The organism is Actinomadura logoneensis, from assembly GCF_003428695.1.
GTDB classification, from domain to species: Bacteria; Actinomycetota; Actinomycetes; order Streptosporangiales; family Streptosporangiaceae; genus Spirillospora; species Spirillospora logoneensis.
In genome coordinates this window covers 1-24,906 of sequence record NZ_QURH01000224.1, presented here as the reverse complement: position 1 = coordinate 24,906, position 24,906 = coordinate 1, and the positions used below count along the sequence as shown (strand labels likewise).

At 70.5% G+C, this 24,906-nt stretch carries 23 protein-coding genes, 1 pseudogene and 1 riboswitch; of the genes and pseudogenes, 10 read left to right on the top strand and 14 right to left on the bottom strand.

What is annotated here, in order from left to right; translation table 11 throughout:
• Positions 1–117 precede the first annotated feature (117 nt).
• Both DZF91_RS12840 and DZF91_RS12835 read left to right on the top strand, forming a co-directional pair.
• Positions 118–1,089: an Lrp/AsnC family transcriptional regulator gene (locus DZF91_RS12840; protein WP_199486599.1), complete on the top strand. Its 972-nt coding sequence runs from the start codon at positions 118–120 to the stop codon at positions 1,087–1,089.
• Between the two features lie 113 nt (positions 1,090–1,202).
• Positions 1,203–1,622: a hypothetical protein gene (locus tag DZF91_RS12835; RefSeq protein ID WP_117357705.1), complete on the top strand. Its 420-nt coding sequence runs from the start codon at positions 1,203–1,205 to the stop codon at positions 1,620–1,622.
• On the opposite strand, the gene DZF91_RS12830 is transcribed toward DZF91_RS12835, so the two are convergent.
• On the bottom strand, positions 1,606–2,604 hold the full coding sequence (locus DZF91_RS12830) for a zinc-dependent alcohol dehydrogenase family protein (protein ID WP_117357704.1): 999 nt from the start codon (positions 2,602–2,604) through the stop codon (positions 1,606–1,608). The two genes, DZF91_RS12835 and DZF91_RS12830, sit on opposite strands and share 17 nt — an antisense overlap.
• Positions 2,605–2,703: 99 nt before the next feature.
• Here DZF91_RS12830 and DZF91_RS12825 point away from each other — a divergent pair, with 99 nt between their 5' ends.
• Positions 2,704–3,024 carry an ArsR/SmtB family transcription factor gene (locus DZF91_RS12825; protein WP_117357703.1) on the top strand — a complete coding sequence of 107 codons (321 nt, stop codon included), beginning with the start codon at positions 2,704–2,706 and terminating at the stop codon, positions 3,022–3,024.
• Between the two features lie 87 nt (positions 3,025–3,111).
• Positions 3,112–3,621, top strand: coding sequence for a hypothetical protein (locus DZF91_RS12820; RefSeq protein WP_199486598.1), 510 nt, complete (start codon positions 3,112–3,114; stop codon positions 3,619–3,621).
• A 160-nt stretch (positions 3,622–3,781) separates the two neighbouring features.
• On the opposite strand, the gene DZF91_RS12815 is transcribed toward DZF91_RS12820, so the two are convergent.
• From DZF91_RS12815 to fxlM, 5 genes are all read right to left on the bottom strand, one after another.
• Positions 3,782–4,561, bottom strand: a complete 780-nt coding sequence (locus DZF91_RS12815; protein ID WP_117357701.1) for a thiopeptide-type bacteriocin biosynthesis protein — start codon at positions 4,559–4,561, stop codon at positions 3,782–3,784.
• A gap of 22 nt (positions 4,562–4,583) precedes the next feature.
• Complete coding sequence (locus DZF91_RS12810) at positions 4,584–5,657, bottom strand: lanthionine synthetase C family protein (RefSeq protein ID WP_117357700.1); 1,074 nt, start codon at positions 5,655–5,657, stop codon at positions 4,584–4,586.
• Positions 5,654–8,431, bottom strand: coding sequence for a lantibiotic dehydratase (locus DZF91_RS12805; RefSeq protein ID WP_117357699.1), 2,778 nt, complete (start codon positions 8,429–8,431; stop codon positions 5,654–5,656). The genes DZF91_RS12810 and DZF91_RS12805 overlap by 4 nt, the downstream gene beginning before the upstream one ends.
• Before the next feature lie 92 nt (positions 8,432–8,523).
• Positions 8,524–8,667, bottom strand: a complete 144-nt coding sequence (locus DZF91_RS12800; RefSeq protein WP_117357698.1) for an FxLD family lanthipeptide — start codon at positions 8,665–8,667, stop codon at positions 8,524–8,526.
• The gene (fxlM, locus tag DZF91_RS12795; RefSeq protein WP_117357697.1) at positions 8,667–9,917 is read right to left on the bottom strand and encodes a methyltransferase, FxLD system; all 1,251 of its coding nucleotides are present in this window, start codon (positions 9,915–9,917) and stop codon (positions 8,667–8,669) included. Before fxlM ends, DZF91_RS12800 begins: the two co-directional genes overlap by 1 nt.
• Before the next feature lie 301 nt (positions 9,918–10,218).
• Here fxlM and DZF91_RS12790 point away from each other — a divergent pair, with 301 nt between their 5' ends.
• On the top strand, positions 10,219–11,559 hold the full coding sequence (locus DZF91_RS12790) for a tetratricopeptide repeat protein (protein ID WP_117357696.1): 1,341 nt from the start codon (positions 10,219–10,221) through the stop codon (positions 11,557–11,559).
• Between the two features lie 323 nt (positions 11,560–11,882).
• On the opposite strand, the pseudogene DZF91_RS12785 reads toward DZF91_RS12790, so the two are convergent.
• The 4 genes and pseudogenes from DZF91_RS12785 to DZF91_RS12770 all read right to left on the bottom strand — a co-directional run.
• A pseudogene (locus tag DZF91_RS12785) lies at positions 11,883–12,053 on the bottom strand (DUF397 domain-containing protein); the annotation flags it as partial.
• Positions 12,054–12,085: 32 nt separating this feature from the next.
• Positions 12,086–12,265, bottom strand: a complete 180-nt coding sequence (locus tag DZF91_RS12780; RefSeq protein WP_117357714.1) for a DUF397 domain-containing protein — start codon at positions 12,263–12,265, stop codon at positions 12,086–12,088.
• Positions 12,266–12,276: 11 nt separating this feature from the next.
• Entirely contained in the window at positions 12,277–12,474 is a 198-nt protein-coding gene (locus DZF91_RS12775; RefSeq protein WP_117357694.1) for a DUF397 domain-containing protein, read from the bottom strand.
• A 6-nt stretch (positions 12,475–12,480) separates the two neighbouring features.
• Positions 12,481–13,326 (bottom strand): helix-turn-helix domain-containing protein, encoded by an 846-nt coding sequence (locus DZF91_RS12770; protein ID WP_117357693.1) that lies wholly within the window; start codon positions 13,324–13,326, stop codon positions 12,481–12,483.
• A 186-nt stretch (positions 13,327–13,512) separates the two neighbouring features.
• Between DZF91_RS12770 and DZF91_RS12765 the strand changes: the two genes are divergently transcribed.
• The 5 genes from DZF91_RS12765 to DZF91_RS12745 all read left to right on the top strand — a co-directional run bounded on the left by DZF91_RS12765 (position 13,513) and on the right by DZF91_RS12745 (position 20,764).
• Positions 13,513–14,037 (top strand): ATP-binding protein, encoded by a 525-nt coding sequence (locus tag DZF91_RS12765; protein WP_117357692.1) that lies wholly within the window; start codon positions 13,513–13,515, stop codon positions 14,035–14,037.
• A gap of 69 nt (positions 14,038–14,106) precedes the next feature.
• Entirely contained in the window at positions 14,107–15,474 is a 1,368-nt protein-coding gene (locus DZF91_RS12760; RefSeq protein ID WP_117357691.1) for an AAA family ATPase, read from the top strand.
• Complete coding sequence (locus DZF91_RS12755; RefSeq protein ID WP_117357690.1) at positions 15,471–16,199, top strand: HNH endonuclease; 729 nt, start codon at positions 15,471–15,473, stop codon at positions 16,197–16,199. The genes DZF91_RS12760 and DZF91_RS12755 overlap by 4 nt, the downstream gene beginning before the upstream one ends.
• A gap of 387 nt (positions 16,200–16,586) precedes the next feature.
• Positions 16,587–16,709, top strand: a riboswitch (cobalamin riboswitch).
• A 58-nt stretch (positions 16,710–16,767) separates the two neighbouring features.
• Positions 16,768–20,403: a cobaltochelatase subunit CobN gene (gene cobN / locus DZF91_RS12750; protein ID WP_117357689.1), complete on the top strand. Its 3,636-nt coding sequence runs from the start codon at positions 16,768–16,770 to the stop codon at positions 20,401–20,403.
• A gap of 79 nt (positions 20,404–20,482) precedes the next feature.
• Complete coding sequence (locus DZF91_RS12745) at positions 20,483–20,764, top strand: hypothetical protein (protein WP_117357688.1); 282 nt, start codon at positions 20,483–20,485, stop codon at positions 20,762–20,764.
• 57 nt (positions 20,765–20,821) lie between these two features.
• Here DZF91_RS12745 and DZF91_RS12740 read toward each other — a convergent pair whose 3' ends face one another.
• From DZF91_RS12740 to DZF91_RS39740, 4 genes are all read right to left on the bottom strand, one after another.
• The gene (locus DZF91_RS12740; RefSeq protein ID WP_158587928.1) at positions 20,822–21,184 is read right to left on the bottom strand and encodes an RloB family protein; all 363 of its coding nucleotides are present in this window, start codon (positions 21,182–21,184) and stop codon (positions 20,822–20,824) included.
• Between the two features lie 175 nt (positions 21,185–21,359).
• The gene (locus DZF91_RS12735) at positions 21,360–22,523 is read right to left on the bottom strand and encodes an AAA family ATPase (protein WP_117357686.1); all 1,164 of its coding nucleotides are present in this window, start codon (positions 22,521–22,523) and stop codon (positions 21,360–21,362) included.
• 119 nt (positions 22,524–22,642) lie between these two features.
• Positions 22,643–24,043, bottom strand: a complete 1,401-nt coding sequence (locus DZF91_RS12730) for an amino acid permease (RefSeq protein ID WP_117357685.1) — start codon at positions 24,041–24,043, stop codon at positions 22,643–22,645.
• Positions 24,044–24,154: 111 nt separating this feature from the next.
• The coding region (locus tag DZF91_RS39740) for a hypothetical protein (RefSeq protein ID WP_199486597.1) at positions 24,155–24,906 on the bottom strand (752 nt) is incomplete at its 5' end.

The window sequence follows — 24,906 nt, the reverse complement described above, 5'->3', positions numbered from 1 at the left end:
GTCCGGATCCTTCCGAGTCGTTCCGTCGATCACGGGGCGACTCTCGTCCGCCCTCCGGCGCGCCACCAGGCAAGGGCGGGGAAATGAGCGGATCTCGACATCTCCTACCCTGAGTCGGTGGATATCGACGATCTCGACCGGCAGGTCATCCATGCGCTGCAACTCGACGGCCGCGCGCCGTTCAACCGGATCGCCGAGGTCCTCGGCGTCTCCGACCAGACCGTCGCCCGCCGCTACCGCCGCCTGCGCTCGGCGGACCTGCTGCGCGTCGTCGCCGTCCCGCCCGCCGGGTACCTCGCCCACGGCCGCTGGCTACTCCGCCTGCGCTGCGCCCCCGGAGCCGCCCCGCCCGTGGCCGAGGCGCTGGCCCGCCGCACCGACACGGCCTGGGTCCAGCTCGTGTCCGGCGGGACGGAGGTGCAGTGCATCACCCGCGCCGCGACCCCGGACGACGCCGAACGGCTCCTCCTGGACAAGCTCCCGCGCACCAGCCGCGTCGTGGACGTCGCGGCGCACTCGGTCCTGCACGTCTTCTACGGCTCGCCCAGCCCGATCCGCCTCCTGGACGCCCTGACCCGGGAACAGGCCGCCGCGCTCGGCCCGCAGCCCGAGTTCGCCGCCGACCCGTCCGACATCCCGCAGTGCTCCCCGGACGACCGCCCCCTCCTGGACGTCCTGGCCCGCGACGGACGCACCGCCCTCCCCGACCTCGCCGCCGCGACAGGCTGGTCCGCGTCCACCGTCCGCCGCCGCGTCGACCACCTGCGCTCGCTCGGCGCGCTTCACTTCTACGCCGAGTTCGACCCGCGGCTCGTCGGCCTCGGCCACGGCGCCCGGCTGTGGATGACGGCCGCCCCGGCCGACCTCGACGCCGCCGGACGGGCCCTCGCGTCCCACCCCGAGGTCGTGTTCGCCGCCGCCACCACCGGCGCGACCAACCTGGCCGCCAGCGTCCTGTGCCGCGACGCCCACGACCTCTACCGCTACCTCACCGACCGCGCCGCCGCGCTCCCCGGCGTGGCCCGCATCGAGACGACCCCGATCATCCGCGACGTCAAACGCCTGGGCCGCGTCCTGCCGCGAGCCTGAGCACGTCCCCGCCGCTGAGCACGTCCCCGCCGCTGAGCACGTCCCCGCCGTTGAGTACGTCTCTGAGTACGCGGACGGTGGGAGAAGGGCGGCCGGTGGGGAATCGTGGGGGCATGACCCCCGCGACCGACCACCGCGTCACCCACTCCGGCCGGACCCTCACCGCGGCCCGCGTGCTGCTGGCCCTTCAGGCCGTGCTCCTGGCCGTCCCCGCCGGAATCCTGCTGGTCGAGGGCTCGAAGGGCACGCAGTCCTCGGACGAGCTGACGGCCGGCCTCGCACCGCTCATCGTGGTCTTCGGGCTCGTCGTCGCGGCGTTCGCCGCGGCCGTCGCGGCCTGCTCCTGGAAGCTCACGGCCGGGCGGGGCGTCCGGATCGCGACGGTCGTGCTGGAGGTGCTCATCGCGCTGCTCTGCCTGCCGCAGAGCGTGGTCGCCCCGGAGGACCCGGTCCCGTTCGGCTTCCCCGCGATGGCCGTCCTCGCCGCGGCCATCGCGGTCCTGGTGGGCCGGAACGTCAGCGGTCGACGGTGACGACGATCTTGCCGACCTGGTTGTTCGCGGCCATGTGGCGGTGCGCCTCGACGATCTCCGCCAGCTCGAACGTCCGGTCCACGACGGGACGGAACGCGCCCGTCCGCAGGCCCGAGTTCACATAGGCGGCGGCCCGCCGCATCCGCTCCGGGTCGTGGGACGTCTCACGCATCGTGAACGTCCGCATGTTCACCGGCGGCATCCCCAGGTCGAACCCGGGGAACGGCGTCGGCTGCCCGCTGAGCATCCCGTACTCGATCAGCATCCCGTCCGCCGCGACGACCTTCATCAGGTCGAGGACGCCCGGCCCCGCGACGGCGTCGAAGACGAACTCCGCGCCCCGCCCGTCGGTCAGCTCGCGGACGCGCTCCACCATGTCCTCGGTGTCGGTCACGACGACATGCGCGGCGCCGTGCTTGAGCAGCGCCTCCTTCTTGCTCTCGCCGCGCGTCAGGGCGATCGCGGTCGCGCCCGTCCGCTCGGCGACCTGCAATGCCGCGAGCCCCACACTGCTGGACGCGGCGTTCAGCACGACCGTGTCCCCGGGACGCATCCGCCCGACCTCCACCAGCCCGCCGTACGCGGTCACGTAGGGCATCCACACCGCCGCGCCGTCGATCGCGCTCACGTACTCGGGCCGGTGCAGCACCGCATGGGCGGGCACGATCGCCTGCTCGGCGTAGATCCCGTAGTCGTTCTGGGAGAACGCGGGCACCGTGCTGATCGCGTCGCCGACCTCGAACCCGTCGACACCCTCGCCGACGGCCTCCACCACGCCCGCCGCCTCGTATCCCAGCTTCCCGGGGAAGCTCTTCACCGGGTCGATGTACCGCCCCTCGCGGAACAGCGCCTCGGCGCGGTTGAGCCCGAAGGCGTCCACCCGGATCCGGATCTCGCCGGGCCCCGGCTCGCCGACCGCGACGTCCTCGACCCGCATGACCTCGGGGCCGCCGAGCTCGTGGAACAACACCGTCCTGGCCATCGTGGACCGTCCTTCGTTCGTCTCGTCCGTCCGACGGTGATCAGTGAACGCCTAAGTTCGATGGATGTCAAACTTCGATGGTTGTCGTACGATGGGGCCATGGACGACCGCACCCCGCCCCACCCGTCCCTCGGGGACGTGACGCTCCAGCAGATCCTCGAAGCCCTCGTCGACCCGGTGCGCCGCGGCATCGTCACCCGGCTCTGGGACTCCGACGACGCCATCAAGTGCGGCGGCTTCGACCTCACGGTCAGCAAGTCCACCGCCACCCACCACTTCAACGTCCTGCGCGAAGCGGGCCTGATCCGGCAGCACTACGCGGGCACCGCCCGCATGAACACCCTCCGCCGCGACGAGGTGGAGGAAGCCTTCCCCGGCCTCCTCGAATCCGTGGTCACCGCCGACCGCCGCGAAAGATGACCCTCCGCCTGAAGAACTCGGCCGGCGCGCTCTCCGACACGCCCGACACGCCCGGCACCCCCGCCGGACGGCTGACATCCTGACGGTGTGGCCGATGCTCGACGTCCCGAGTGGGCGGACGACTGCTGCGTGATCTGCCCGGCGCAGAAGCTCGCCCTGGGGGAGTTCGACGTCGTCGACCGCCCCGGGGCCCGCTACGGCTTCGACCGCGACCGCGGCTACCGCGTCGACATCGCCACCGGCTTCCCGGTGTGCGTGCACCCCTTCCGCGTCGGCTTGGAGCCCGGGCCCTACGCTTCCGCCGCAGCCGGCTGGCCCGACCCGGCCGCACCGCCACCCGATCCGCTGGACCCGTCCCAGGCGCCCCGCCCGTCCGGCGCACGACGTGCGGTATTCACGCCGACCCCGGAACAACTGGAACTCCCGGAGTCGGCGGACGACCTGGAAGCCTGGCTCATCGCCATCCTGCGCACGGCCCGCGCCGACGAACTGGCCTCAGCCCTGGACCAGGCGGAAACCGCCGCCGCCCAGCGCTTCAACGCCGACCAGATCGTCAAAGCACTAAGACGAGCCCTCGCCACCGAACCACACCGGTAGAACACCCACCCGAACCGAGCCCGCGCCCGCCTCTCCCGACCGCGCACCAACCAAGCACGCCGATCAGCGGCCGACGACCGTGGTGCCGCCCTTGTGAGCGCTCCGCAGAGTGCGTGCCACACATCCCGATCGAGCATGAGTACCCCACCGTCCGTACGCTCTACTGCTCGCTCACCCGGGGTCGTTCGCCGAAGACAGCGTCTGCAGCGGCGCGGGCCAGGACTGCCTGGGTGGGGCCCAGGATCCCGATCCGGTTCCAATGGAAGATCGCGTGTTCGGCGGCTACGGCGCGGATTCCGCGGGTGAGGTGGCCTTGCTCTCGCAGGTGGCGCAGTTGTTCTCCCGCACGCTGAAACGCCTGGACCCACGTGGTGGTGAGGTCGTCGCCGCGGAGGTTGCCGAGGAGAAGCTCACGGACGTTGCCAGTGAACGTCGCCCAGGTCGAGGCGGGCGGCCGGTCCGTCCGCAGAGGCGCGCGCTGGTCGGCTATCCGGGCCCAGACGTCACCTTGCTCGCCGAACTCCAGGCCGGCGGCGCGCATGAAGGCGGTGCTCAGGACGATGGACAGCTCTCGGCGGTTGTCGGTGCTGCTGCTGAGGTAGGTGAGGAGGTGGCGGCTGTCGGCGTGGAAGAGCTGGTGCGCGATGGCCATCGACGTTGTGCCGCCGAAGGCGTGGGTCTCTGGCTCGTAGATGTCGCTGGTGGCCTCGACGCCTTGGGTGAGGAGGCGGTGAACGGGCGGGCCGGTGCTGGCGTCCGCAGCGGGCAGGTAGCGGATGCGCCAGTGTCCTTTGCGGGTGAAGAACCAGGCGGCGATGAGGCCGTCTGCTTCGGCGTCCGGCAGGATCCGGCGCAGGTGGGCGACGGCCTTGAGTTCGCGCTCGCGGGCGCTGTTGCCAGGGAAGGTGAGGTTGACCTGCGTCCAGTTGGTGTCGGGCATGGTCGTCTCTCCTTGAGGGGAGTCAGCAGAGCAGGAGGCAGGCGTCCCAGGACGAGGTGACGCCTGCGGTGGCCAGGGCGACGCCCGCGGCTCCGTCGAGGAGGCCGTCCGGCTCGTCGGGGGCGGCGGTGGCGCGCTGGTGCCGCAGCAGCAAAGGTGTGAGCGGGACCGGGGTGGGAGCGTCAGCGGCGACCCGCCGGCCGGTCGCCAGGAGGCCGCCGGTGCCGTGGCAGAGTCCCCGGCCGGTGAGCCGGTCGGCTTGGCGGGGGTCGGTAAGGCACGAGGTGAACGCGGCTTCGGCGGCGCGTTGGCGGACGGGTTCGTCCAAGGCGCGGGCGGCGAGCTGCTGGGCGCGGGCGATGCCGGGGGTGCCGTAGCACCAGGATGCCCGCGTCGGTCCCCCGAGCCCGGCGCCGTCCTGCTCAAGTTGGCGGAGGGAGACGATCTCCGGCCACCACCGGCCGTTGTCGTCCCTGTGCTCCCACTGGTCCAGCCACGCGCAGATCCGGATGATCGCCGCGCGCTGCCCGTCGACTTCGACGCCGTCGAGCAAGGCGAGTGCCAGCAGAGCCAGTGGCCCGGTGATGCCATGGGCCAGCCCGTGGTTGCTGTGGCCGCCCGCAGGGCCGGGCCGGGTGCGGTTGGGGCCGGTGCGGCACCACCAACCGGGCAGACCGTGGATGGGTTCGGTGAGTCGGACCAGGTAGGCCAAGATCTCGCGGAGCAGTGCCTGGTCACCGATGCGGCGTAGGGCGACACCCAGCCCGGTCAGGCCCCGGATGAGGTCAAACTCCCCGTAGGGGGTGTGCTGACGGTGGTCGATGCGGCGATGAGCGGCCTCCAGGCGTCGCTGGGTCACCAGCGCCGTTCCTGCTGCCGCGGTGGCCTTGGCGCGGGCGAGGCCGGGATGATCGGCTGCGGCGAGGACGAACGCCAGGGCGGGTGCCCCGAAGTAGAGACTGGCACCGTCGGCGATGCTGACGCCGTCGGCGACGGCTGCCTCCAGAGCGGTGAACGCGTCCTGCCAGCAGCCGTTCTCCAAGTGGAGCAGGGCGACGCCGACGGCTCCCTCGGCAAGGTTCTGGGCTGGGTTCATGATGGCCTGCGGACCAGGGCGCTGTGGGCGGCGGCGCGGGCGAGGCGCAGGCATTCCCGCTCGGAGACGGAGTCGACGCCGATCGCGCGAGCGTGGTGCAGGTGCAGGAGGTCGGCGAGGATCTGGTCGGTGTCCAGGCCGTCCCGGTCGGCCTCGGCCCGGTAGGTCTTCAGGGCAGCGGCGAGCTCGGGTTGCGGGCCGAAGGAGTTGACGCGCGACAGCTGGGCCGGGGGCAGGCGCGGGCCGCTGCGATGCGGCACATGCTCGACGAGCCAGGCGGCGCCGTCCTCGGTGAATCCGTCGGCGATCGCGATCATCCCGGCGGCCGTGGCCGCCTGCCGGTCGCCGGCCAGGCGCTCCAGGACGGCGCGGGAGTCGGCGGCGAACACTGCTTCGGCCGCAGCCAGGGCCGTCCTGCTTCCGTGGCGGGCCTCGGGCCGGTAGGTGGCAAGGACGTAGTCGGTGAGGACGCCCTCCTTGTCCAGGTGTTCCGCCCACTCGGCGATCTTTTGGGCGACGGGGGTGAACTGGCTGGGATCGGCCAGCGGGATCCGAAACCGCACGTGAGGGGCTGGGGTGGGATAGCGCAGGAACCAGCAGCCTGCCGGGAAGTTGGGCGGTGCCCGGTGGAGTTCGGCGAGGATGGCCTCCGCTGTGCCGAAGAGTCGTGCGTCCAACCAGCGCGATCGGGCGGGACGGTGCTGGAGCGTGATGACAGGCCGGGCCGGGCGCGGTACGGGGCGGGGGCCTGTGGCGACGAGGGTGATGAGGAATTCGGCGGGCCTGCCCGCCAGCCATCCGGGCGGCTCGGGGGCTTCGGTGAGGACGGCGCTCTTATGCCGGTCGAGCTGGTCGCGTAGGAGCACCGCCTGGGCGGGGTCGTCCAGGTCCAGGCGCAGCCGGACGTCGTCGTCACCGATCAGCACCTGGCCAGGAAGACGTCGCGACATCCGGTGCCGGTCCCAGGCACTGCGCCAACGCGCCCATGACGCGGTGCGGTCGGGCAGGTCAGCCTGGTGGATGGTCCAGCGGGCGGGATGCAGGATGGTGCGGCCCCGCCGGATCCTGGGCAGGTACGCGAGTTCGCGAGCGCGCCCCCAGTCGAACGGCGCGCACGGTGCTGTCCAGGCCGTCCAGATCTCAGCGAGGAACCGGACGATCGGCTGCTGGAGGGACGGCAGCAGCACGCTGTTCAGCAGAAGAGGCTCGACGGGGCGGCCCGTGGCGAGGGACGCCAGCCACAACCGGTCGCCGTCACCGGCGACCGCCAGGTCCTCCAGCGTGCATGCCGGGGCGGGCTGGAAGTCGCCGACGGGCAGCACGGGCAGGAGCTCGGGAGTGCGAGCGAGCGCGGCGAGCCGGGGCTCCAGAGGAGGCGCCGACAGCTGCACGGTGGTCGCGCCCGGTAGAGCGGTCGGCAGGGTGCTGTAGACGCGGCGGAACCGTTCCCGTTCAGCGCAGGTGAGCAGATGCAGGAACCGTGCCGCAGCGACTCCGGCATGGCGGGCGCCGCTTAACACCGTCAGCGTGAACGCGCCCCGATCCAGGTCGTTGAGCGTGTCGGCGGCCAGGGCGAACCGCAGCTCAGTATGAGGGATCGGAGGACGGTCGTCGTTGCCGCGCAGCGCCGCGATCAGGTCATCGTGGAGGACGATCTCGGCGCAGCCGTCCAGCGCAGAACGCTGCGCCAGGTCTGCCAACAGCGCGTCCCGGGCGGTCAGCAGCGGGAGCTCTCGACGGGTGGATCCCCGGTATCCGGCAGGGAACCCCAAGACGGTGACGACCTCGCGGAGCGGCACGGCCGCGCCCGGCCCCCACCGCTCGATGAACGCCTCGTGGTAGGCGACCCAACCCGGCAGGCGCGGTGCCACGGCCACGAGGGCGTCGGCGGCCCGGCACACCTCCTCGACGACCGGCGGGGGCAGCGTCGCCGAGCAGTCGACGCGCCGGTCCACCGAGGCGTGGCCGCCAGGTCCGGGCAGGGCGTCCGCCGGGAGGTGGTTCGCCAGATGCGCGGTGGGGTCAGTCACGGTCATGGGCGGCCGGACCGCTGACAGCAGCGCCCCGGCCTGCACCAACGCGCGACACAACTGTTCGGCCTCGCCGGTGCCATGGGCGACATGAGGGGCGACCTTGGCGGCCAGCTCGGGAAACGCGATGGGGGAGCGGGCGGTCTCCAGGGCCATCTGTACCGGTTCGGTCAGCTTGATCTCGGTGTCCCACCGGCGGCCGTCCTTGGCCCGGGCGCAGGGGACGACCCATGCCTTGCCGCGGCGATACCCGATGGCGTTGGTCACCACCTGCACGGTCCGCAGCGTCGGAAGGTCGTCCTCGGCCGCCGTGGCGCACTTGGTGATGGACCGCCCGTCGGGAAGGACGGCGTCGCGGTGCTGCTGGCCCCATCGGACCGCCGCGTGGTCGCCGAACGCGACGGGGGCGACGCCGGCGAACTGGCCGAACGGCGTCGCGCGGGTGGTCCACCTCAGCAGGTACCGGACGGTGGTCTCGACCACGCGGCGCAGGCGGCGCATGGGGAGCGCCCCTCCGGCCAGGACTCGGGTGACCTGGGTGGCGAAGGAGGGGGTCGCGCAGGTGACGGCTTCGGCGAAGCCCGGCAGCTCCCACACCTCCCGCAGCCACATCAGCCACGCGTCCGGCTGATCGCAGGTCAGGTCCGGCCAGGGCGGGACATGCAGGTCCAGGGGGTAGGCGGCGACTCTGATCAGAGCCGCCTCGGTCGCGTAGAACGTCGTAGAGGCTGGAAGGTCGCGCATCTGAGTCCACCGTTCCCGAATTCCAAGAAGGGGGCCCGGCCTTCAGCAGGCCGGGCCCCCGGGACGAACGATGCTGCTGGTGTCTGATCAGGTCAGTCTCTGCCGCCCGTGCAGGCGTTGGAGCCGGTGTTGCCCGATCCGCAGCCGTCGTCGGTGTTGGTGGCGTGGCCGCTGGCGGCGGGCCCGGCGTCGACCAGACGCACGTCCAGCTGGTAGTCGTGCTCGGTAGTGTCCATCAGGAGAGTCCCTTCTCCTCGGTGGGGGTGAAGGTCAGGACGAGGCGGCTGTGCCGCTTGTCCAGGACCGTCCCGGCCGGCAGGTCGCCGTCGGGAGTCTGTGCCGCAAACACGCGCAGCGCCGGGGACGGGCTGCTCGCCTCCACCCAGGCGCGCATGTGCTCGACCATCCGCTTGGCTGCGGCCGAGGCGTGCGGGCCGTGTGCGATCGCGCCCACGTCGAACTTCTGGCCGGTCCACAGGAGCTCCGACCGGTAGCAGAACGCGCCGGTCTCCACGGTGGCCGGTGTGCCGAACCGCCACGCCGGGGCCACGACGCCGGACTCGACGGCGGCCTCCTGCGCGGTCAGGATCACGAACTCGTCCGCCTCACCGACCAGCCGGGTCGCCAGCCACAGGTCCAGGTCCGCCAGGACCGTGCGGGGCGCCAGGCTGAACCCGGCCCATGCCTGCCGGCGGGGCTGGAGCATCAGCTCGGTGACCATCGCCGGGTCGACCTGCTGGTCCTCGTCCAGCCGAAGGTGGACCCCGTCGGCGATGTCGAGGTAGCGGACCTCGTGGGCTCCGGCGCCCTGAACGGACACGAACCCGCACTGGCGGTGGCTGTGGCTGACCAGCTCCTGGCCTGCCCGCCGCAGCGCCCACGAGCGGGTCAGTCCGAAGGTGCGCAGCGGCACCACGAGCACGCCACCGTCGGTGAGCTGCTCCCGCCACGCCGACGGGATGTCCCAGGCTCCGGCGGTGACGATGATCAGGTCGTAGCGGCGGCCCGGCTCGACCGGGTGCTCGGCGTCGGCGCACACGACCTTGACGTCGTGGTAGCCGGCCGCGGCCAGGCACGCCGAGGCGCGGTCGGTGACCTCCGGGTCGATGTCGACGGTGGTCACCGATCCGGCCGGGCCGACGAGCTCGGCCAGCAGAGAGGCGTTGTAACCGCCGGACCCGATCTCCAGCACGTGCCGGCCCTTCAGACCGTCCAGGGCGTCCACCGCCTGGCCGAGCATCTCGGCGATCAGGAACGGCGCCGAGACCGAGCTGATGCTCTCCTCACCGCGCCGCTTGGTCACGATGGCGGAGTTGGCGTACGCCTCGGGAAGCGGGGTGTTCGGCGCGTACAGCTCCCGGGGGACGGTCCGCAGCGCCGCCTCCACCGACGCAGGGAGCGTGAGGCCCTTGGCCGCCTGGTCGGCGATCAGCTGGTCGACCATGCGGTTGCGGAGGTTCGCGCTCTCCAGTGTGTCGACGGTCATGACGGCGTCCTCCCGAATCGTGGCCTGCTGCGGCCTGAGCGGCGCAGGCGGCTGCTGGTGTATCGACCGGCCATGCTGCCCGAGCGAGCCGCCGGCTCAGGCGTGAACAGTCGCTTGACTAGGTCGTTTTCTTCTAAGCCGCACGTCAGCGCGGCGTGAGGTCCCTGCTGTGCGGGGCTCCTGGGGCGGGATTGCTCCCGTCGAAGTGGCCTTGGCTGTAGTGAAAACGCTTCCGCGGTCCCGTTGAAGGGGGGAGGCTGGAGCAAAGGCTGAAAGTGCTGAAAAGTTCGGGGAGCCGCCGATGGCCGGCCGCAGCGACCGCCCGCCGAACACCGCCCTCGCCGCGCTCATCGACCAGGCGCGATGGACACCCGGGCAGCTCGCGCACGCGGTGAACCGCCTGGGCCGCGAGGCCGGACTGAAGCTGAACTACGACAACACCGCGGTCCACCACTGGCTGTCGGGGACGCTCCCGCGGGCACCCGTCCGGCCGTTGGTGTGTGAGGCGCTCGCCCGACGCCTCCAACGCCCCATCACCCTGTCCGCCGCCGGCCTGGGCCCCTGCCAGACCGAGCCCGCACCGGCCGCGGATATCGTGACGAGGCTGGTGGATCTTGGGGGTGCGGACATGGACCCGAGCAGGCGAGCAGTCCTCGGCCTGGGCCTCTATTCGGCGGCCCTGGCCATCCCTGGCTGGTCGGAGGTGTCCGGGCGGTTCGACCGACTACGCCGTGACCCCCATACCCGGATCGGCCCCGGCGAGGTCGACGCCGTCCGGAAGATGACCGACCACCTGTCCTCGCTCGATGACCAGTTCGGTGGGAAGGCGGTGCGGCCCCTCGCCGCGGCGTTCCTGGTCAACACGATCGCGCCCTACCTGCGGGCACAGGCGCGCGAGGACATCCGCAGCCAGATGATGTCGGCCGCCGCCGACCACTGCTACCTCACCGGCTACATGGCCATGGACGAGGGCGTCGAAGGAGTCGCGCAGCGCTACTACTGCCAGGCCTTGGAGCTGGCCGGGTACGCCGGTGACCACCTGACCTACTGCACCACGCTGCGCGGCATGTCGGTACAGGCCGTGGACCTGCATCACAGCACGACGGCGCTACACCTGGCCGACGCCGCCGCAGCGGCTTCCCCGCAGGCCGGGCCTAGGCTGCGTGCGTTCCTGACAGGGCAGCAGGCGCACGCCGCCGCGCAGGCCGGCGCCCGCGCCAAAGCCCTGACCCACCTACGGCGAGCCGAGACCGCCCTCGAACACGCCGAGTCACAGGCCAAGGCGCTCGGCTCCTACGATCCCGCCGCGATGAGCTACCACGTCTCGCAGGTGTCGTTCGAGCTGGGCGACCTGAAAGGATCCATCACGGCCCTGGAACGCTCTCTACGCATCAGGCCCCCTGCCTACAAGCGAGTCCGTGTCCGCAACCGCGGAACCCTCGCCGAGCGGAAACTCGCGGTGGGGCGGCTGGAGGAAGCCTGCCGGGACTGGGGACGAATGCTCGACGACTACCCGGCCGTCCAGTCCGGCTGGTGCGACAAGCACTACCAGACCATGCTCGCCGCGCTACGCCGCCACCTGGCCAACCCGCAGGCCCGAGACCTCTACGAACGAGCCATGGCCACCCGGCCATCGGGCTAACCGCGCGCGAAGCCGCCTTCGGAGGAACGATCCCACGGTCCTCGGCGGGATTGCGACCGAGCCAGGCCAGCCGGGCAAGGTCGATCTCGAGGGCCGTGGCCCCGGCGTTGATGAGGGTGATGGAGTCCAGGACGACCTGGCCGTTCTCCGACATCGACACCCAGCTTTGTGTGCGGCCGATCCGACGCCGAAACCGGCGGATGCGGTGGCCGTCGCTCTCCAGCTGCAGCTCGCGCATCAAGCCATCGCCGCTCAGGCGCGCATCCTCGCGGAAGGACGACGGCGGCTGCCTCTACCGGCCGTGCACCAGCCAGGCACGCCGATCAACGGGTGACGACCGCGGTGCCGCCCTTTGTGAGCGCTCCGCAGAGTGCGTGCCACACATCCCGATCGAGCATGAGTACCCCACCGTCCGTACGCTTGGAGTCGCGAACGGCGAGGAAGTCGGCACGCATGCCCGCCACCTCGACGCAGTCCCCGTTGTCCCCACTGTGGGATGCCCTGCGTCAGTCCAGGGACTGCGCGATCACACCAGGCCGGTGGTGCTGAGCTTCGAGCGGAGCGCAAGCCAACTGCCCCGGTCGAGCGTCAAGGCGGGATCGTCGGGAGCCTTGGAATCGCGGATGGCCAACTTGGTGCTCGTCATGCGCGCCACCTCGACGCAGTTGACCTCTTCGTCGCTGTGGGATGACTTGCGCCACGCCATGCGCGGCACGCTCACGCGGTGCTGTCCCTGCTGAGGGCAGTGCGGAGGGCGTCCCACGCTTGTCGGTCAAGCGTGAGAACTCCGCCATCCGGACGCTTGGAGTCACGGACCGCGAGTGAGGCCGCACTGAGGCTCGCCACTTCGACGCAGTTGAACTCTTCATCGCTGCGAGACGACTTGCGCCAGGTGAGGTCGCTGTTGTTCGTCACAGATACTCAACTCCCCTTAAGGGCGATGATCTTCGCGATCAGGGCAACCGACCGGTCGGGAGGAAGCGATGTCCTCCTCAGGGTATCCACGCTTGCAACGAATTCCGCAACCTCAGGAGCAGAATCTACGAAGCTGATGGACCTCTTGCCCCCCTGGTGCACGAGGGGGTTGGCACGGCCGAACTCCAGGATCGTGAAGGGGCCGGCGAGGGCGGAGTGTGCACCCGCGTCGAGCGGTAGCACACGGATTTCGATGTTCGGTTTCCTGGCAAGTCGTTGCAGGTGGTGCAGCTGCTCGGTCATGACGTGTCGTCCGCCGACGGGGCGCAGGAGTGCGGCCTCGTCGATCACTGCTAGGAGCTTCGGCGGCTGCGGGCGACTGAGGATCGCCTGTCGCCCCATGCGTGTCGCGACCCGTGTCTCGATCTCCAGGGGCGGGATGCCGGATGCCAGCATCACGGCGCGCGCGTACTCCGGAATCTGCAACAACCCGGGAACGAGGGAGATCTCCACGTTCGTGATACGGGTTGCCTGAGCCTCGAAACCGATCAGCGCCTTGAGCGGTGTGGGGTAGATGCTGTCGCCGGGTTCCCACCAGCCTGGCGTTTCCGCGTCCCGGGCCAGGGCGAGCAGACGTTCGCGCTCACCGCCCACCACGCCGTACGCGCCGAGAACCGTTGCGACCTCCTCGGCAGTCGCCACTCGCAGCCCGTTCTCCGTGCGGTTGAGGGTCGCCGCCGTCCAGCCGATGCGCTCGGCCGCGGCCCGCGTAGTGAGTCCTCGATGTTTGCGCAACGCGAGAAGCTCGGCACCGAGCGTTCTGCCACGTGCGGTCGCCGCTTTCCTGGCCATCGCAGCCTCCTCGTCGCGTCGTCACGACATCCGGGGTGTTTCCAGTGCTGCAACTCGTTGCCCGAGCGCACCACGAGATGGAAGCTTTAAGCAACGAACTTACTACCGACTGTGATCATTCGAGGGTGTCCGAGTCGAATCCCACTGATGGCCACATGAGGATCCGGATGAGCGAGGTGGTGTGCGATGCGGAGAAGCGGGATCGGGAGGACGGTGGCGGGGCGGATGGTGGTGGAACCGGGGATCGCGACGTTCGGGGTCGGGCCGTGGACGGCGCGGGTGTGGCGGCTGCATCCGGCGCGGGCCGAACGGCGGGCGCGGGAGATCGTCCGGGACGTGCTCGTACGGGCCGGCACCGGGGAGGACGGCGTGAACGACCTCGAACTCGTCGCGGCCGAACTCGCCGCCAACGGCGTCCAGCACGCCGAGCCGCCGCTCGAACTGCGCGTCCTGTTCGCGGGCTCGTCGCGCCGTCCCGTCTGGTGCGAGATCGCGGACGCCGACCCGTTCCTCGGCCGCGTCCCCGACCTGCTGCGCCCGCCGCCCGTCCTCGATGACGACGACCTGGACGCGCTCATCGAGAACCTGAGCACGGACGGCCGCGGCCTCTCGATGGTCCACGCCCTCACCGCAGGCCGCTGCGCCGTCTACCCGACCACGACCTTCTCCCGCCCCGGCGTAGGCAAGGCCATCGGCTTCTCCCTCCTCTGACCACGCCCGGTGGCCTGCCACCTTCTAGAGTGGCGACGCAGGACGTTCGCTTAGAGGCTCGGAGGCCAGATGTACGTCACCCGGCTGACGATGTCCGGTGTGCGCGGCTTCGACGGCCCTCGCGCTGTGGACATCGGGTTCCCTCAACAGCCTGATGGTTCGTACGCGGGCTGGACGGTTCTGGCCGGACGGAACGGAGCGGGGAAGACGACCCTGCTGCAATCGGTCGTGCTCGCCGGGGCCGGGCCGTCGCTGCTGACTACTTCAGCGGCAGCGGAGTCCTGGGTCTCGGACTTTCAAGAACACAGGTTGCCCCCGAATGTGTCCGTGTCCTTCTTTCATCGCCCGCAGTACAAGTCGGGCTGGCCTGAGAGCGGGCGGCTCAGCGTCGAATGGTGGGTGGATTTCGGAGGTCCAGGAGAAGAGGCGGGCGAGGGCACTGGCAAGGGCGAGCTTGAGCCCGGATGGTCGGTCACCCCGATGCCGCGTTCCAGGCCCAATCGGGCCGATCTCGGCGGCCCTTGGGCGCTTCACCCCAATGACTGGATGACGCTCGGCTACGGCCCTTTCCGTCGTCACTCGCAGCCGGACGTCGGTCTTCACGATCTCGACCGTCCAACGCGTGAGAGCGGATGGCGGACGCTGTTCGATGAGGACGCCACGCTGGTCGAAGGGGTGAGCTGGCTCATCGGCCAACACCTCCGGCAGTTGGAGGGTAAGGAAGGAGCCGCCGAGCTGGTGGCGATCGTGCTCCGGTTGCTCGGAGACGGTCTTCTGCCGGACGGGTTCCACATCGTGCGAGTGGATTCGGCCGGGCTCTGGGTGCGGCAGGCCGACGGCCGGGAGATGCCGCTGCGGCGGATGAGTGACGGGTATCGGACGGTCGGGGCGCTCGTCGTGGACATCGTCCGGCGGATGCACGCCTCGTTCGGGACGCTGGAGATCGAGGAGCGGGACGGCGTCCCCACGCTGCCGTACCCGGGTGTCGTCCTCATCGACGAGGTGGACGCCCATCTGCACGTGAGCTGGCAGAAGAAGATCGGCGGCTGGCTCAAGGCGCACTTCCCGAAGATCCAGTTCATCGTCACCACGCACAGCCCCTACATCTGCCAGAACGCCGATCCCGGCGGGCTCATCCGGCTCCCCGGGCCGGACGAGCCGGAGCCGCCCCGCGTCGTGGACGAGGACCTGTACCACCGCGTGGTCTACGGCAGCGGCGACGACGCGGTTCTGTCAGAGTTGTTCGGCGTTGAAACCCCCTACTCCGCCGAGGCCGAGCGGCTGCGCCGCAGGCTCGGCGACCTGGAGGCCAGAGTGCTCGACGGGCAGGCCACCGAAGCCGAGGTCGAGGAGTTCCGCGCGCTGCGTGAGCTCCTCACGAGCTCGCTGATGGCGAGAGTGGACGAGGTGTCCGCGCGGCTCGGCCATGAGCGTTGATCCCGCTCGTCCGGCCTGAGCTCCCGCCGGATCTGGCGAGTGACCTGGACCGCCGCACCCGTGAACTGGCCACGGCGAAGCCGGACGGCGGTGTCGCCAGAACGAAATGGCGCGGGGCGCGCTCGACCCGGTCGTCCCTCCTCGGTCACCTGACCCTCATGGCGGCGGGACTCGGCCAGTGCATGTACTGCGGGGAGAGCAGAGGCACGAGCATCGACCATTTCGAGCCCATCACCCGTGCTCCGCAACGCGCGTTCGACTGGCTCAATCATCTGCTCGCCTGCTCCCACTGCAACAGCAACGAGAAGCGTGAGCAGTACCCCTGCGACACGTCCGGCCGCTGCTTGCTGGTCGATCCGAGCCGGCAGGACCCCCGCGACCATCTCTGGCTGAGACTGACCACCGGCTGTTATGAGCCGCGCAGCGCCATCGGGGCGGAGACCATCAGAGTCTTCGGACTGAATCGGGAGCTGCTGCCGCGTGGGCGCTCGGCCGCCTTTCACGTCCGTCGGGCGGTGCTTCGGGACGCGCTGGCCCGGGGCGCGGCGGACGAGCACGAGGAGATGGCGGTCTGCCTCCGGGCTCTCGCTGAGCAGCCCTTCGCGGACGTCCTGTACGCGATGGTCGATGCGGCCGAGCGTCCCGGGGCCGTGGAGGTGCTGGGGCGGGACGTCGTCGAGATGCTGAAGCGTCCGGAGGTCAATCGGTTGGTCTGGCCGCACTGAGACCGAGGGCCCGTTTCATGGTGGCCTCAGCCACGCGCGCGAACGCGTGACCTGCCCGGGGAAGCGAAGCCGGAGGCGAGCGGAGCCGGGCAGATCGCGAAGCGATGCCGCGTTCGCCCAGGCACGGTCACGTAGCGAGCCCCTGGGCGAGCGGAGTGGGCCCGGGCTGCGATCAACACAGCCCTTGGGCGAGCGGAGTGGGCCGGGACTGTTTCAACACAGCGAAACGCCCGGCCTCGGCTAGGTGAGGACGGGCGTTCCGGCCGGTCGAGCTTCCCCACTCGCCGACACAGGGAAGGGTACGCCCTGTCCCGCGCGGGGGCCACTGGAATCGCGGGGGTGAGGGGAAGGTGGCGGGTCCGTAGACTGGCGCGGCGACGGCGGGCGAGGAATCCGGTGCGAATCCGGAGCTGTCCCGCAACTGTCACCGGGGAGTCCCCCCTCGCGCATGGCCACGGCGGCGACGCCGGAAGGCCGGGGCGGGGGCGCCGATCCGGGAGCCAGGAGACTCCGCGCCGTCGCGGCCCTTCACCCGAGCCGGGGCGCGGACCCCGTTGGAGGCATCGCGATGCGTGCTTTGCTGCTGTCCACCGCCGACACCGAACTGCTCGCCGCGCGCGCGGCGGACGCGGGGTGGGCGACCGCCAACCCCGTCCGGACGCCGGTGGACGACCTGCCCGCCTTGACCGAGGACGTCGATGTGGTCGTCGTGCGGCTGCTGGGCGGACGGAAGACCTGGCCCCAAGGGGTGGACGCGCTGGTGGGCAGCGGTCTCCCCGTCGTCCTCCTCGGTGGGGAGGCCGATCCGGACGCCGAGCTGATGGCGTCGTCCACGGTGCCGCCCGGCGTCGCCGCCGAAGCGCTCGCCTACCTGCGGGAGGGCGGCGTGGAGAACATGCGGCAGCTCGCGCTCTTCCTGTCCGACACGGTGCTCCTCACCGGGGAGGGCTTCGAGCCTCCGGCCGCTATGCCCTCGTTCGGCGTGCATGGCGAATACGCGCGGGTCGAGGGGCGTCCAACGGTCGGTGTGGTCTTCTATCGCGCGCACGAGCTGTCGGGGAACACGGCGTTCGTGGACGTGCTGTGCGAGCAGATCGAACGCGCCGGGGCCAACGCGCTGCCGGTGTTCTGCGGGTCGTTGCGCGGGGCCGACCCGGAGTTGATGGCCTTGCTGGGCCAGAGCGATGCGATCGTGGCGACCGTGCTGGCGGCGGGTGGGGCGGTCGCCGCCGATGCCAGTGCCGGTGGGGACGAGGACTCGTGGGACGCGGGAGCCCTCGGCGAACTCGACGTTCCGGTCATCCAGGGCCTCTGCCTCACGTCGTCGCGGGAGGCGTGGGACGCGTCGGACGCGGCGCTCGTCCCCATGGACGCGGCGATGCAGGTCGCGATCCCCGAGTTCGACGGCCGCATCATCTCCGTGCCGTTCTCGTTCAAGGAGCTCGGCCCGGACGGCATCCCCGTGTACCGGGCGGACGAGGAGCGGGCCGCGCGGGTCGCCGGGATCGCGGTGCGGCACGCGCGGCTGCGGCACGTCCCGAACGCGGAGAAGCGGGTGGCGATCGTCCTGTCGTCGTATCCGACGAAGCACTCGCGGGTCGGCAACGCGGTCGGGCTGGACACGCCGACCTCGGCGGTCCGGATGCTTCGGCAGATGGCGGACGCCGGGTACGACCTGGGCGGCGACCACTCGCTCTGGGCCGATCCCGACACGGGCGACGAGCTGATCCACGCGTTGATCGCGGCGGGCGGGCACGACGTCGAGTGGCTGACCGAGGAGCAACTGGCCAAGGCTCCCGCGCGGGTGCCGCTGCCGTCCTACCGGACGTGGTTCGAGGCGCTGCCGGCGCCGCTGCGCGAGGGTGTCCGGGAGCACTGGGGCGAGCCGCCGGGCGAGCTGTACGTGGACGGCGACGAGATCGTCCTCGCGTCGCTGCGGTTCGGGAACGTCGTGCTGATGATCCAGCCGCCGCGCGGGTTCGGCGAGAACCCCGTCGCGATCTATCACGATCCGGACCTTCCGCCGTCGCACCACTACCTGGCCGCCTACCGCTGGCTGGACCGGGAGTTCGGCGCGGACGCGGTCGTCCACCTGGGCAAGCACGGCACGCTGGAGTGGCTGCCCGGCAAGGGCCTCGGGCTGTCGGACGGGTGCGCCCCCGACGGCGTCCTCGGCGACCTGCCGCTCGTCTACCCGTTCATCGTCAACGACCCGGGAGAGGGGACGCAGGCCAAGCGCCGCGCCCACGCCACGGTCGTGGACCACCTGGTGCCGCCGATGGCCCGCGCCGAAACCTACGGTGACCTGGCCAAACTCGAACAGCTTCTGGACGAGTACGCCACCGTCAACGATCTCGACCCGGGCAAGCTGCCGGCCGTCCGGGCGCAGATCTGGACGCTCGTCCAGGCCGCGCAGCTGCACCACGACCTGCACCAGGAGGACATGCCGGACGAGGCCGACTTCGACGACTTCATCCTGCACATCGACGGGTACCTGTGCGAGATCAAGGACGTCCAGATCCGGGACGGCCTGCACATCCTCGGGCAGGAGCCGCGGGACGGCGCGCGCGTCAACCTCGTGCTCGCCGTGCTGCGCGCGACGCAGGTCTGGGGCGGCGTCGCCGGGGCCATGCCGGGCCTGCGGGCGGCGATCGCCGCGCCGCACGGGCTGGACGAGAAGGCGCTGCTCGCCGAGCCGGGCGCGGTCGTCAACGTTCTTGGCGGGCGGACGGCGTCCGATGTGATCGACATCCTGGAGGACACCGCGCGGCGGCTCGTCCAGGCGATGGAGGACGCGGGCTGGGACGCGGCCCGTGCGCCCGGGATCGCGGCCGAGGTCCTGGGGGAGGCCGTGCCGGACGTCGTGCGGCTCCTGGAGTTCGCCGCGTCCGAACTCGTGCCCCGGCTGGACGCCACGCGCGACGAGATCGGCGCGGTGCTGCACGCGCTGGACGGCGGGTACGTGCCCGCCGGGCCGTCCGGGTCGCCGACGCGCGGGCTGGTGAACGTCCTGCCGACCGGCCGCAACTTCTACTCGGTGGACCCGAAGGCCATCCCGTCCCGCAACGCCTGGGACGTCGGCGTCGCCCTCGCCGACTCGCTCATCCGGCGTCACCTGGACGACACCGGAGAGTATCCGTCGAGCGTGGGCCTGACCGTGTGGGGGACGTCCGCGATGCGCACCCAGGGCGACGACGTCGCCGAGGTGCTCGCGCTCATCGGATGCCGTCCGACCTGGGACGACGCGTCCCGCCGCGTCACCGGCTTCGAGATCGTCCCGCTCGCCGAGCTGGGCCGCCCGCGCATCGACGTGACGCTGCGCATCTCCGGCTTCTTCCGCGACGCGTTCCCGCACGTCATCGCCCTCATCGACGACGCGATCGGCGCGGTCGCGGCGCTGGACGAGCCGTCCGACCGCAACCTCCTGCGCGCCCACGCCGTCGAGGACCACGCCGCGCACGGCGACTGGCGCCGCGCGACCGCCCGGATCTTCGGCTCCAAGCCCGGCGCGTACGGCGCGGGCCTGCTCCCGCTCATCGACGCCCGCAACTGGCGCGACGACTCCGACCTCGCCGAGGTCTACGCCGTCTGGGGCGGGTACGCCTACGGCCGCGGCCTGGACGGACGCGAGGCCCGCGCCGACATGGAGTCCGCGTTCCGCCGCATCTCGGTCGCCGCCAAGAACCAGGACACCCGCGAGCACGACATCGTCGACTCCGACGACTACTTCCAGTACCACGGCGGCATGGTCGCGATGGTCCGCTCCCTGACCGGCCGGAACCCGGCCGCCTACGTCGGCGACTCGGCCCTCCCCGACCAGGTCAGGACCCGCACGCTCGCCGAGGAGACGCACCGCGTCTTCCGCGCCCGCGTCGTCAACCCGCGCTGGATCGCCGCCATGCGCCGCCACGGCTACAAGGGCGCGTTCGAACTCGCTGCCACGGTCGACTACCTCTTCGGCTACGACGCCACCGCCGGCGTCGTGGACGACTGGATGTACGAGACCCTCGCCCAGGAGTACGTCTTCGACCCCGAGAACCGCGCCTTCATGGAGAAGTCGAACCCCTGGGCCCTCCGCGGCGTCACCGAACGCCTCCTCGAAGCCGCCGACCGCGAACTCTGGGCGTCCCCCGACCCCGAAACCCTCGCCCGCCTCCGCCAGACCTACCTCGACCTGGAAGGCGACCTCGAGGACCCTGAATAGCCGCTTTACGGCAGACGCGCAGGGGGTTGTTCGTTCCGCTATTGTTGCCCGACTTTCGGAACAACCCCCTGGAATGCCTGTGAACCTCGATTTCAGTGCCGAGCCCGCGTTCTCCTGGTACGTGGTGTTGATGGCGGTCAGCGGCATCGCCATGCTGGTCGCGGCGGCGACCGGCCTCGGCTCGACCGCCCGGGACCGCATCATCTACGCGGTGGTCGGCCTCGGAATGTCCGGCTACGCCTTCTACCTGCTCTTCATCTTCTCCGGCGGCACCTATCACATGTTCTTCTTCGTCTTCCTGCTGCCGATCGTGCTGCTCTTCCAAGCTGTCGGCGCCTTCTTCCGCCGCCGTAGATCCTGACCCCAGTCAAAAAACGAACGGCCCGCGTCCCCCTGGACGCGGGCCGTTTCGCTACCCTCAGCGCTTCCGGCCCTCGCCGCGGATGGCCTCAACGGCGAGCCACGCGTTGGACGAGGGGTTCTGGCCGCGCCGACAGGGCTTGTCGTGTTCAGGGTCGCAGCCCAGGGCACGCTCCCTCGCGTTCTCATAGTCGTCCTCGAAGGGGAAGTCGCCAGGGATGGCCTTCCTCCTGCTGTAGCCGGGGATGTGCGAGTCGAGCTTCTTTGGCAGGTCGAAGCGGTTCGTCCGGGATGTGAAGTTCTGATGGTGCCAGCGCAGCCAGATTTCGAAGCACGGATTCGAGACGGCCAGGTGCACGCCGTTTCGCCTCGCAAGGTGGAGCGCCGTTTCCAGTGTGGTGTGGTCGTCCACGTCGACCACACACCAGACATGGTCGATCTTCAGAAACAAACGAGTTGCGTTTGGTCCGCGCGGCCTTTTCGGAGTTCTCGCGCAGCCGGAGGGCACGGTTCACGGTCGCGAGCGGATCGCGTCCGATGCCGACGCACTCGACCCGCACCGTCGGCGCCCGGTGAAGCCGGGTGATGCCCTCGAACTACTCGTCCTCGGTGACTTCTCCTTCACAGACGATGAGCAGCCGGTTCTTCGCTCTCTTGGTGTTGGTCTTGCGAGTGAGGGACTGGGGGTGCGTCCTCGGCTCATCCGACTCCACGCCAGGTTTCTGGAAGATCCGCCGGATCTCCGCGTAACTCAGGTAGGGGACAGCGCCATAGCGGCCTTGGAGGTATCCGCGTTCGACGTTCTCGTCCTTGCGCGGCTTGAACTCCGCGAGCGCGTAGAGGGTCGTCGCTCCGTCCGCACCCTTCTCGGTGAACCAGACCTCGTCCCGATCGAGGATCTTGTCGTCGAGCAGCGTGCCGAGGAGCGTGGTGTCATGGGAGGCGAAGAGCAGTTGGGATCCATGCCGGTTGATCTCTGGATCCTTGAACATGCGGATCACGGCCGAGGAGAGATGGGGATGCAGGCTCGCATCCACCTCGTCCACCACGAGGACCCCGGGCAGGGAGAGGCTGATCAGGAGATAGGTGATGAGTGTCAGCCACTCGACGGTTCCGTCGCTCTCCTCGTCCAGGCCGAAGCGGACGGCCGGAGCGCTGGAGTGGACGAGGAAGATCTCATCGGCATGGTTGTGGGCGAGATTGACTCTTACCTCGCCCAGCTCCGCGCCAAGGCGAGCGACCGCTTGCTGGATGGCAGGGGGAACCTCGGTCTCCTCGATGTGAGCACTCTCGATACCGAGATCTGCCACCTTGAGCAGTCTGGCCAGAATTTGCGAGCCGTGCTCATTGAGGAGAAGATGACGGATAGCCTCGAAACGTGTGTCCCGGTCGCCCTGTCGAACCCCATGAATGTTCGTCGTCAGAGCTTTGTAGATGGCACTGAGGAGTGGATGGCTATTGCTGGCGGCGGATGAGAGATACAGAGAGTCCGGCCGAGTGAGTTTTGCTATCTGGCTGGTGGGTCCGGTCAGGGCGCGGCCGAACTCATAATCGCCCTTTCCTGGACCGTTCCGCTCGAAGAGGCGGCGGGGCTTGCCATGGGGGAAGGAGAACAGCCATTCGGAGCGAATCGCCTTGCCGTCGACCTCGAAGCCGTATGTGTATCGGATGCCGTCCAGGCGAAGTCGAGCTCGTAGAGCGAAGGATCTTCTGTCGCCGGTTTGAAGGGTGCTCGGGGGACGCCGTTGGTGGGTGACCATTCCGTCTGGGACGTTCTGATGCAGAAGAGCATGTAGATCAGAGCGTCCAGGACGTTGGATTTTCCTGAGGCGTTGGCGCCGTTGCAGGTTTGTATGCGCTCTGTGGACGAAGTCGGGCCTCAGTGGGGGTGGATGGGGGGTGGGGTGGTGACCGGGGGGCGGGAGCCGAAGCGGCGGCGGAGGGGGTAGATCGCGGCGACGGCGGCGAGGCTGATGAGGGACGCGAAGAGCTGGGAGCGCAGCTCGTGCATGAAGGCCATCGAGACCAGGACGGCGCCGAGGGCCAGGACGCAGAGCCAGGGCAGGTAGGGGTAGAGCCACATGCGGTAGGTGAGGCTGGCCGGGTCCTCGCGTTCGAGGCGGCGGCGCAGGCGCAGCTCGGAGAGCAGGATCGCCAGGTAGACGAAGGCCAGGACGGTCCCGATGGAGTTCATCAGGAACTTGAAGACCTGGTCGGGGGAGACGTAGGAGGCGACGACCGCGCCCCAGGCGGCGACCGTGCCGAGCAGGATCGCGCGGACCGGCACGCCCCGCGGGCTGATCCTGGTCAGGGCGGCCGGGGCGTCGCCGTCGCGGGTGAGGACGTGCAGCATCCGGGACGAGACGTAGATCGCCGAGTTCAGCACCGACAGCACGGCCGTGAGGATCACCGCCTGCATGACCGTCCCGGCGGCGGGGACGTCCAGCCGGTCCAGGGCGCTGACGAACGGGCTGGTCAGCACCTTGGCGTCGTTCCACGGCAGGATCGACACCACCAGGAAGATCGAGAAGACGTAGAACAGGGCGACGCGCCAGAGCACGTTGCCGGTGGCGCGGGCGACGGCGCGGCCCGGCTCGGCCGACTCGGCGGCGGCGATCGTGACGATCTCGGTGCCGCCGAACGCGAACATGACCGCGACGATCGCGGAGAAGACCGAGGTGACGCCGTTCGGGACCAGGCCGCCGTGCGCGGTGAGGTTGTGCAGGCCGCCGGGCGAGTCCGGCCACAGCCCGAGGACGTACAGGAGGCCGAGCACCAGGAAGACGACGATCGCCGCGACCTTGATCGAGGCGAACCAGAACTCGAACTCGCCGAACGACTTCACCGAGACCAGGTTCACGCAGGTCATCAGGGTCAGCAGCGCGGCGGCGAGCAGCCACTGCGGCAGGTCCACCCAGGACGCCAGGATCGCCGCGCCCGCGACCGCCTCCGCGCCGACCAGGATCACGTACAGGTACCAGTAGATCCAGCCGATGGTGAAGCCGGCCCACGGGCCGAGGGCCATCCGGGCGTACTCGGCGAGCGAGCCCGCGACCGGCCGCGCCACGACCATCTCGCCGAGCGCGCGCAGCACGAACAGCACCAGCAGCCCGGCCGCGGCGTAGGAGAGGATCGCCGCCGGGCCGGCCGTCCTGATCACCTGGCCGCTGCCCACGAACAGGCCCGCGCCGATCGCGCCGCCGATGGCCAGCATGGTCATGTGGCGGCGGCGCAGCCCGGCGCGCAGCTCACCCGGACGGTCTGGACTCTTTTCGGACATGCCTGAAGTGATCCTGTCGCATGGGCAAAACGGACCCGATCACTCTAGGTGACGGCACGCCGCGATACGTACCTGGTTCCAGATGCTGGGACGCGCGGACGTGCGGCGCTCTCAGCGGGCGCGGTTGAGGGCGAAGCGGGTGAAACGCGCCAGGACGTAGTCGCCCGCGCGGGGCGCGCTGTCCATCGGGTCGACCATCAGCGCGGTCTGCCCCCTGGTGAAGGGGGCGTCCTCGTCGTCGGCGCCGAGCGCGTAGTCGCCGTCCAGCCAGGCGCGGACGGTCGTCCGGCCGCGTTCGACGCGCACCTCGGCCTGGACGCGGACGGGCTCGGACGCCGCCTCGTAGGAGTGGGCGGGGACCCTGTCGAGGACGCTCGTGTCGCCGTCCGGGGTCTCCTTGACCAGCCGCGCCGAGCCGTCCGAGCGCAGCAGGACGGCGTAGTGCCGGTCGTCGGTGGCCAGGAGCAGCAGCCCGGCCTGCCAGGGCCCGCGGCCGGACGCGCCCGCCAGGTGCACCCGCACGTCCGCCACGGAGTGCGGCGCCGAGGACTCGTGCGGGGCGACGCACCAGTCCGGGCCGTCCTTGCCGCTCCTGATCTCGAATCCGCGCGCGCCGAAGACACCGCAGTCATCGGCGTCCCATCCGGACCTGGCGTCGGCCAGCGACCCGTCCGGGACGAGGGGCGCGCCGAGCGGCGGCACCTTCGGGTCCGGCTCGTCCTCCAGCAGCCGCAGGGCCGCCGCGCCGCCCAGCAGGAGCGCCCCTGCGACGGCGACCGCGGTGATCCGCCGCGAGACGGCGCGGCTCCCGCGTCCCCTGGCGGGCGGCTGGTCCGCCGGGGCCGGTCGGCCGTGCGCCTCGT

What these genes read in the sequence shown, in the direction of transcription:
- DZF91_RS12805 (WP_117357699.1), bottom strand. Translation starts at nt 8,431, where the DNA reads ATGCGCGACCTTCCAGCCTCTACGACGTTCTACGCGACCGAGGCGGCT.
- DZF91_RS12800 (WP_117357698.1), bottom strand. Translation starts at nt 8,667, where the DNA reads ATGGACACTACCGAGCACGACTACCAGCTGGACGTGCGTCTGGTCGAC.
- DZF91_RS12760 (WP_117357691.1), top strand. Translation starts at nt 14,107, where the DNA reads ATGTACGTCACCCGGCTGACGATGTCCGGTGTGCGCGGCTTCGACGGC.
- DZF91_RS12735 (WP_117357686.1), bottom strand. Translation starts at nt 22,523, where the DNA reads ATGGTCACCCACCAACGGCGTCCCCCGAGCACCCTTCAAACCGGCGAC.
- DZF91_RS12835 (WP_117357705.1), top strand. Translation starts at nt 1,203, where the DNA reads ATGACCCCCGCGACCGACCACCGCGTCACCCACTCCGGCCGGACCCTC.
- DZF91_RS12730 (WP_117357685.1), bottom strand. Translation starts at nt 24,043, where the DNA reads ATGTCCGAAAAGAGTCCAGACCGTCCGGGTGAGCTGCGCGCCGGGCTG.
- DZF91_RS12770 (WP_117357693.1), bottom strand. Translation starts at nt 13,326, where the DNA reads ATGGCCAGGAAAGCGGCGACCGCACGTGGCAGAACGCTCGGTGCCGAG.
- DZF91_RS12825 (WP_117357703.1), top strand. Translation starts at nt 2,704, where the DNA reads ATGGACGACCGCACCCCGCCCCACCCGTCCCTCGGGGACGTGACGCTC.
- DZF91_RS12765 (WP_117357692.1), top strand. Translation starts at nt 13,513, where the DNA reads ATGCGGAGAAGCGGGATCGGGAGGACGGTGGCGGGGCGGATGGTGGTG.
- DZF91_RS12815 (WP_117357701.1), bottom strand. Translation starts at nt 4,561, where the DNA reads ATGCCCGACACCAACTGGACGCAGGTCAACCTCACCTTCCCTGGCAAC.
- DZF91_RS12810 (WP_117357700.1), bottom strand. Translation starts at nt 5,657, where the DNA reads ATGAACCCAGCCCAGAACCTTGCCGAGGGAGCCGTCGGCGTCGCCCTG.
- DZF91_RS12830 (WP_117357704.1), bottom strand. Translation starts at nt 2,604, where the DNA reads ATGGCCAGGACGGTGTTGTTCCACGAGCTCGGCGGCCCCGAGGTCATG.
- cobN (WP_117357689.1), top strand. Translation starts at nt 16,768, where the DNA reads ATGCGTGCTTTGCTGCTGTCCACCGCCGACACCGAACTGCTCGCCGCG.
- DZF91_RS12790 (WP_117357696.1), top strand. Translation starts at nt 10,219, where the DNA reads ATGGCCGGCCGCAGCGACCGCCCGCCGAACACCGCCCTCGCCGCGCTC.
- fxlM (WP_117357697.1), bottom strand. Translation starts at nt 9,917, where the DNA reads ATGACCGTCGACACACTGGAGAGCGCGAACCTCCGCAACCGCATGGTC.
- DZF91_RS12780 (WP_117357714.1), bottom strand. Translation starts at nt 12,265, where the DNA reads ATGGCGTGGCGCAAGTCATCCCACAGCGACGAAGAGGTCAACTGCGTC.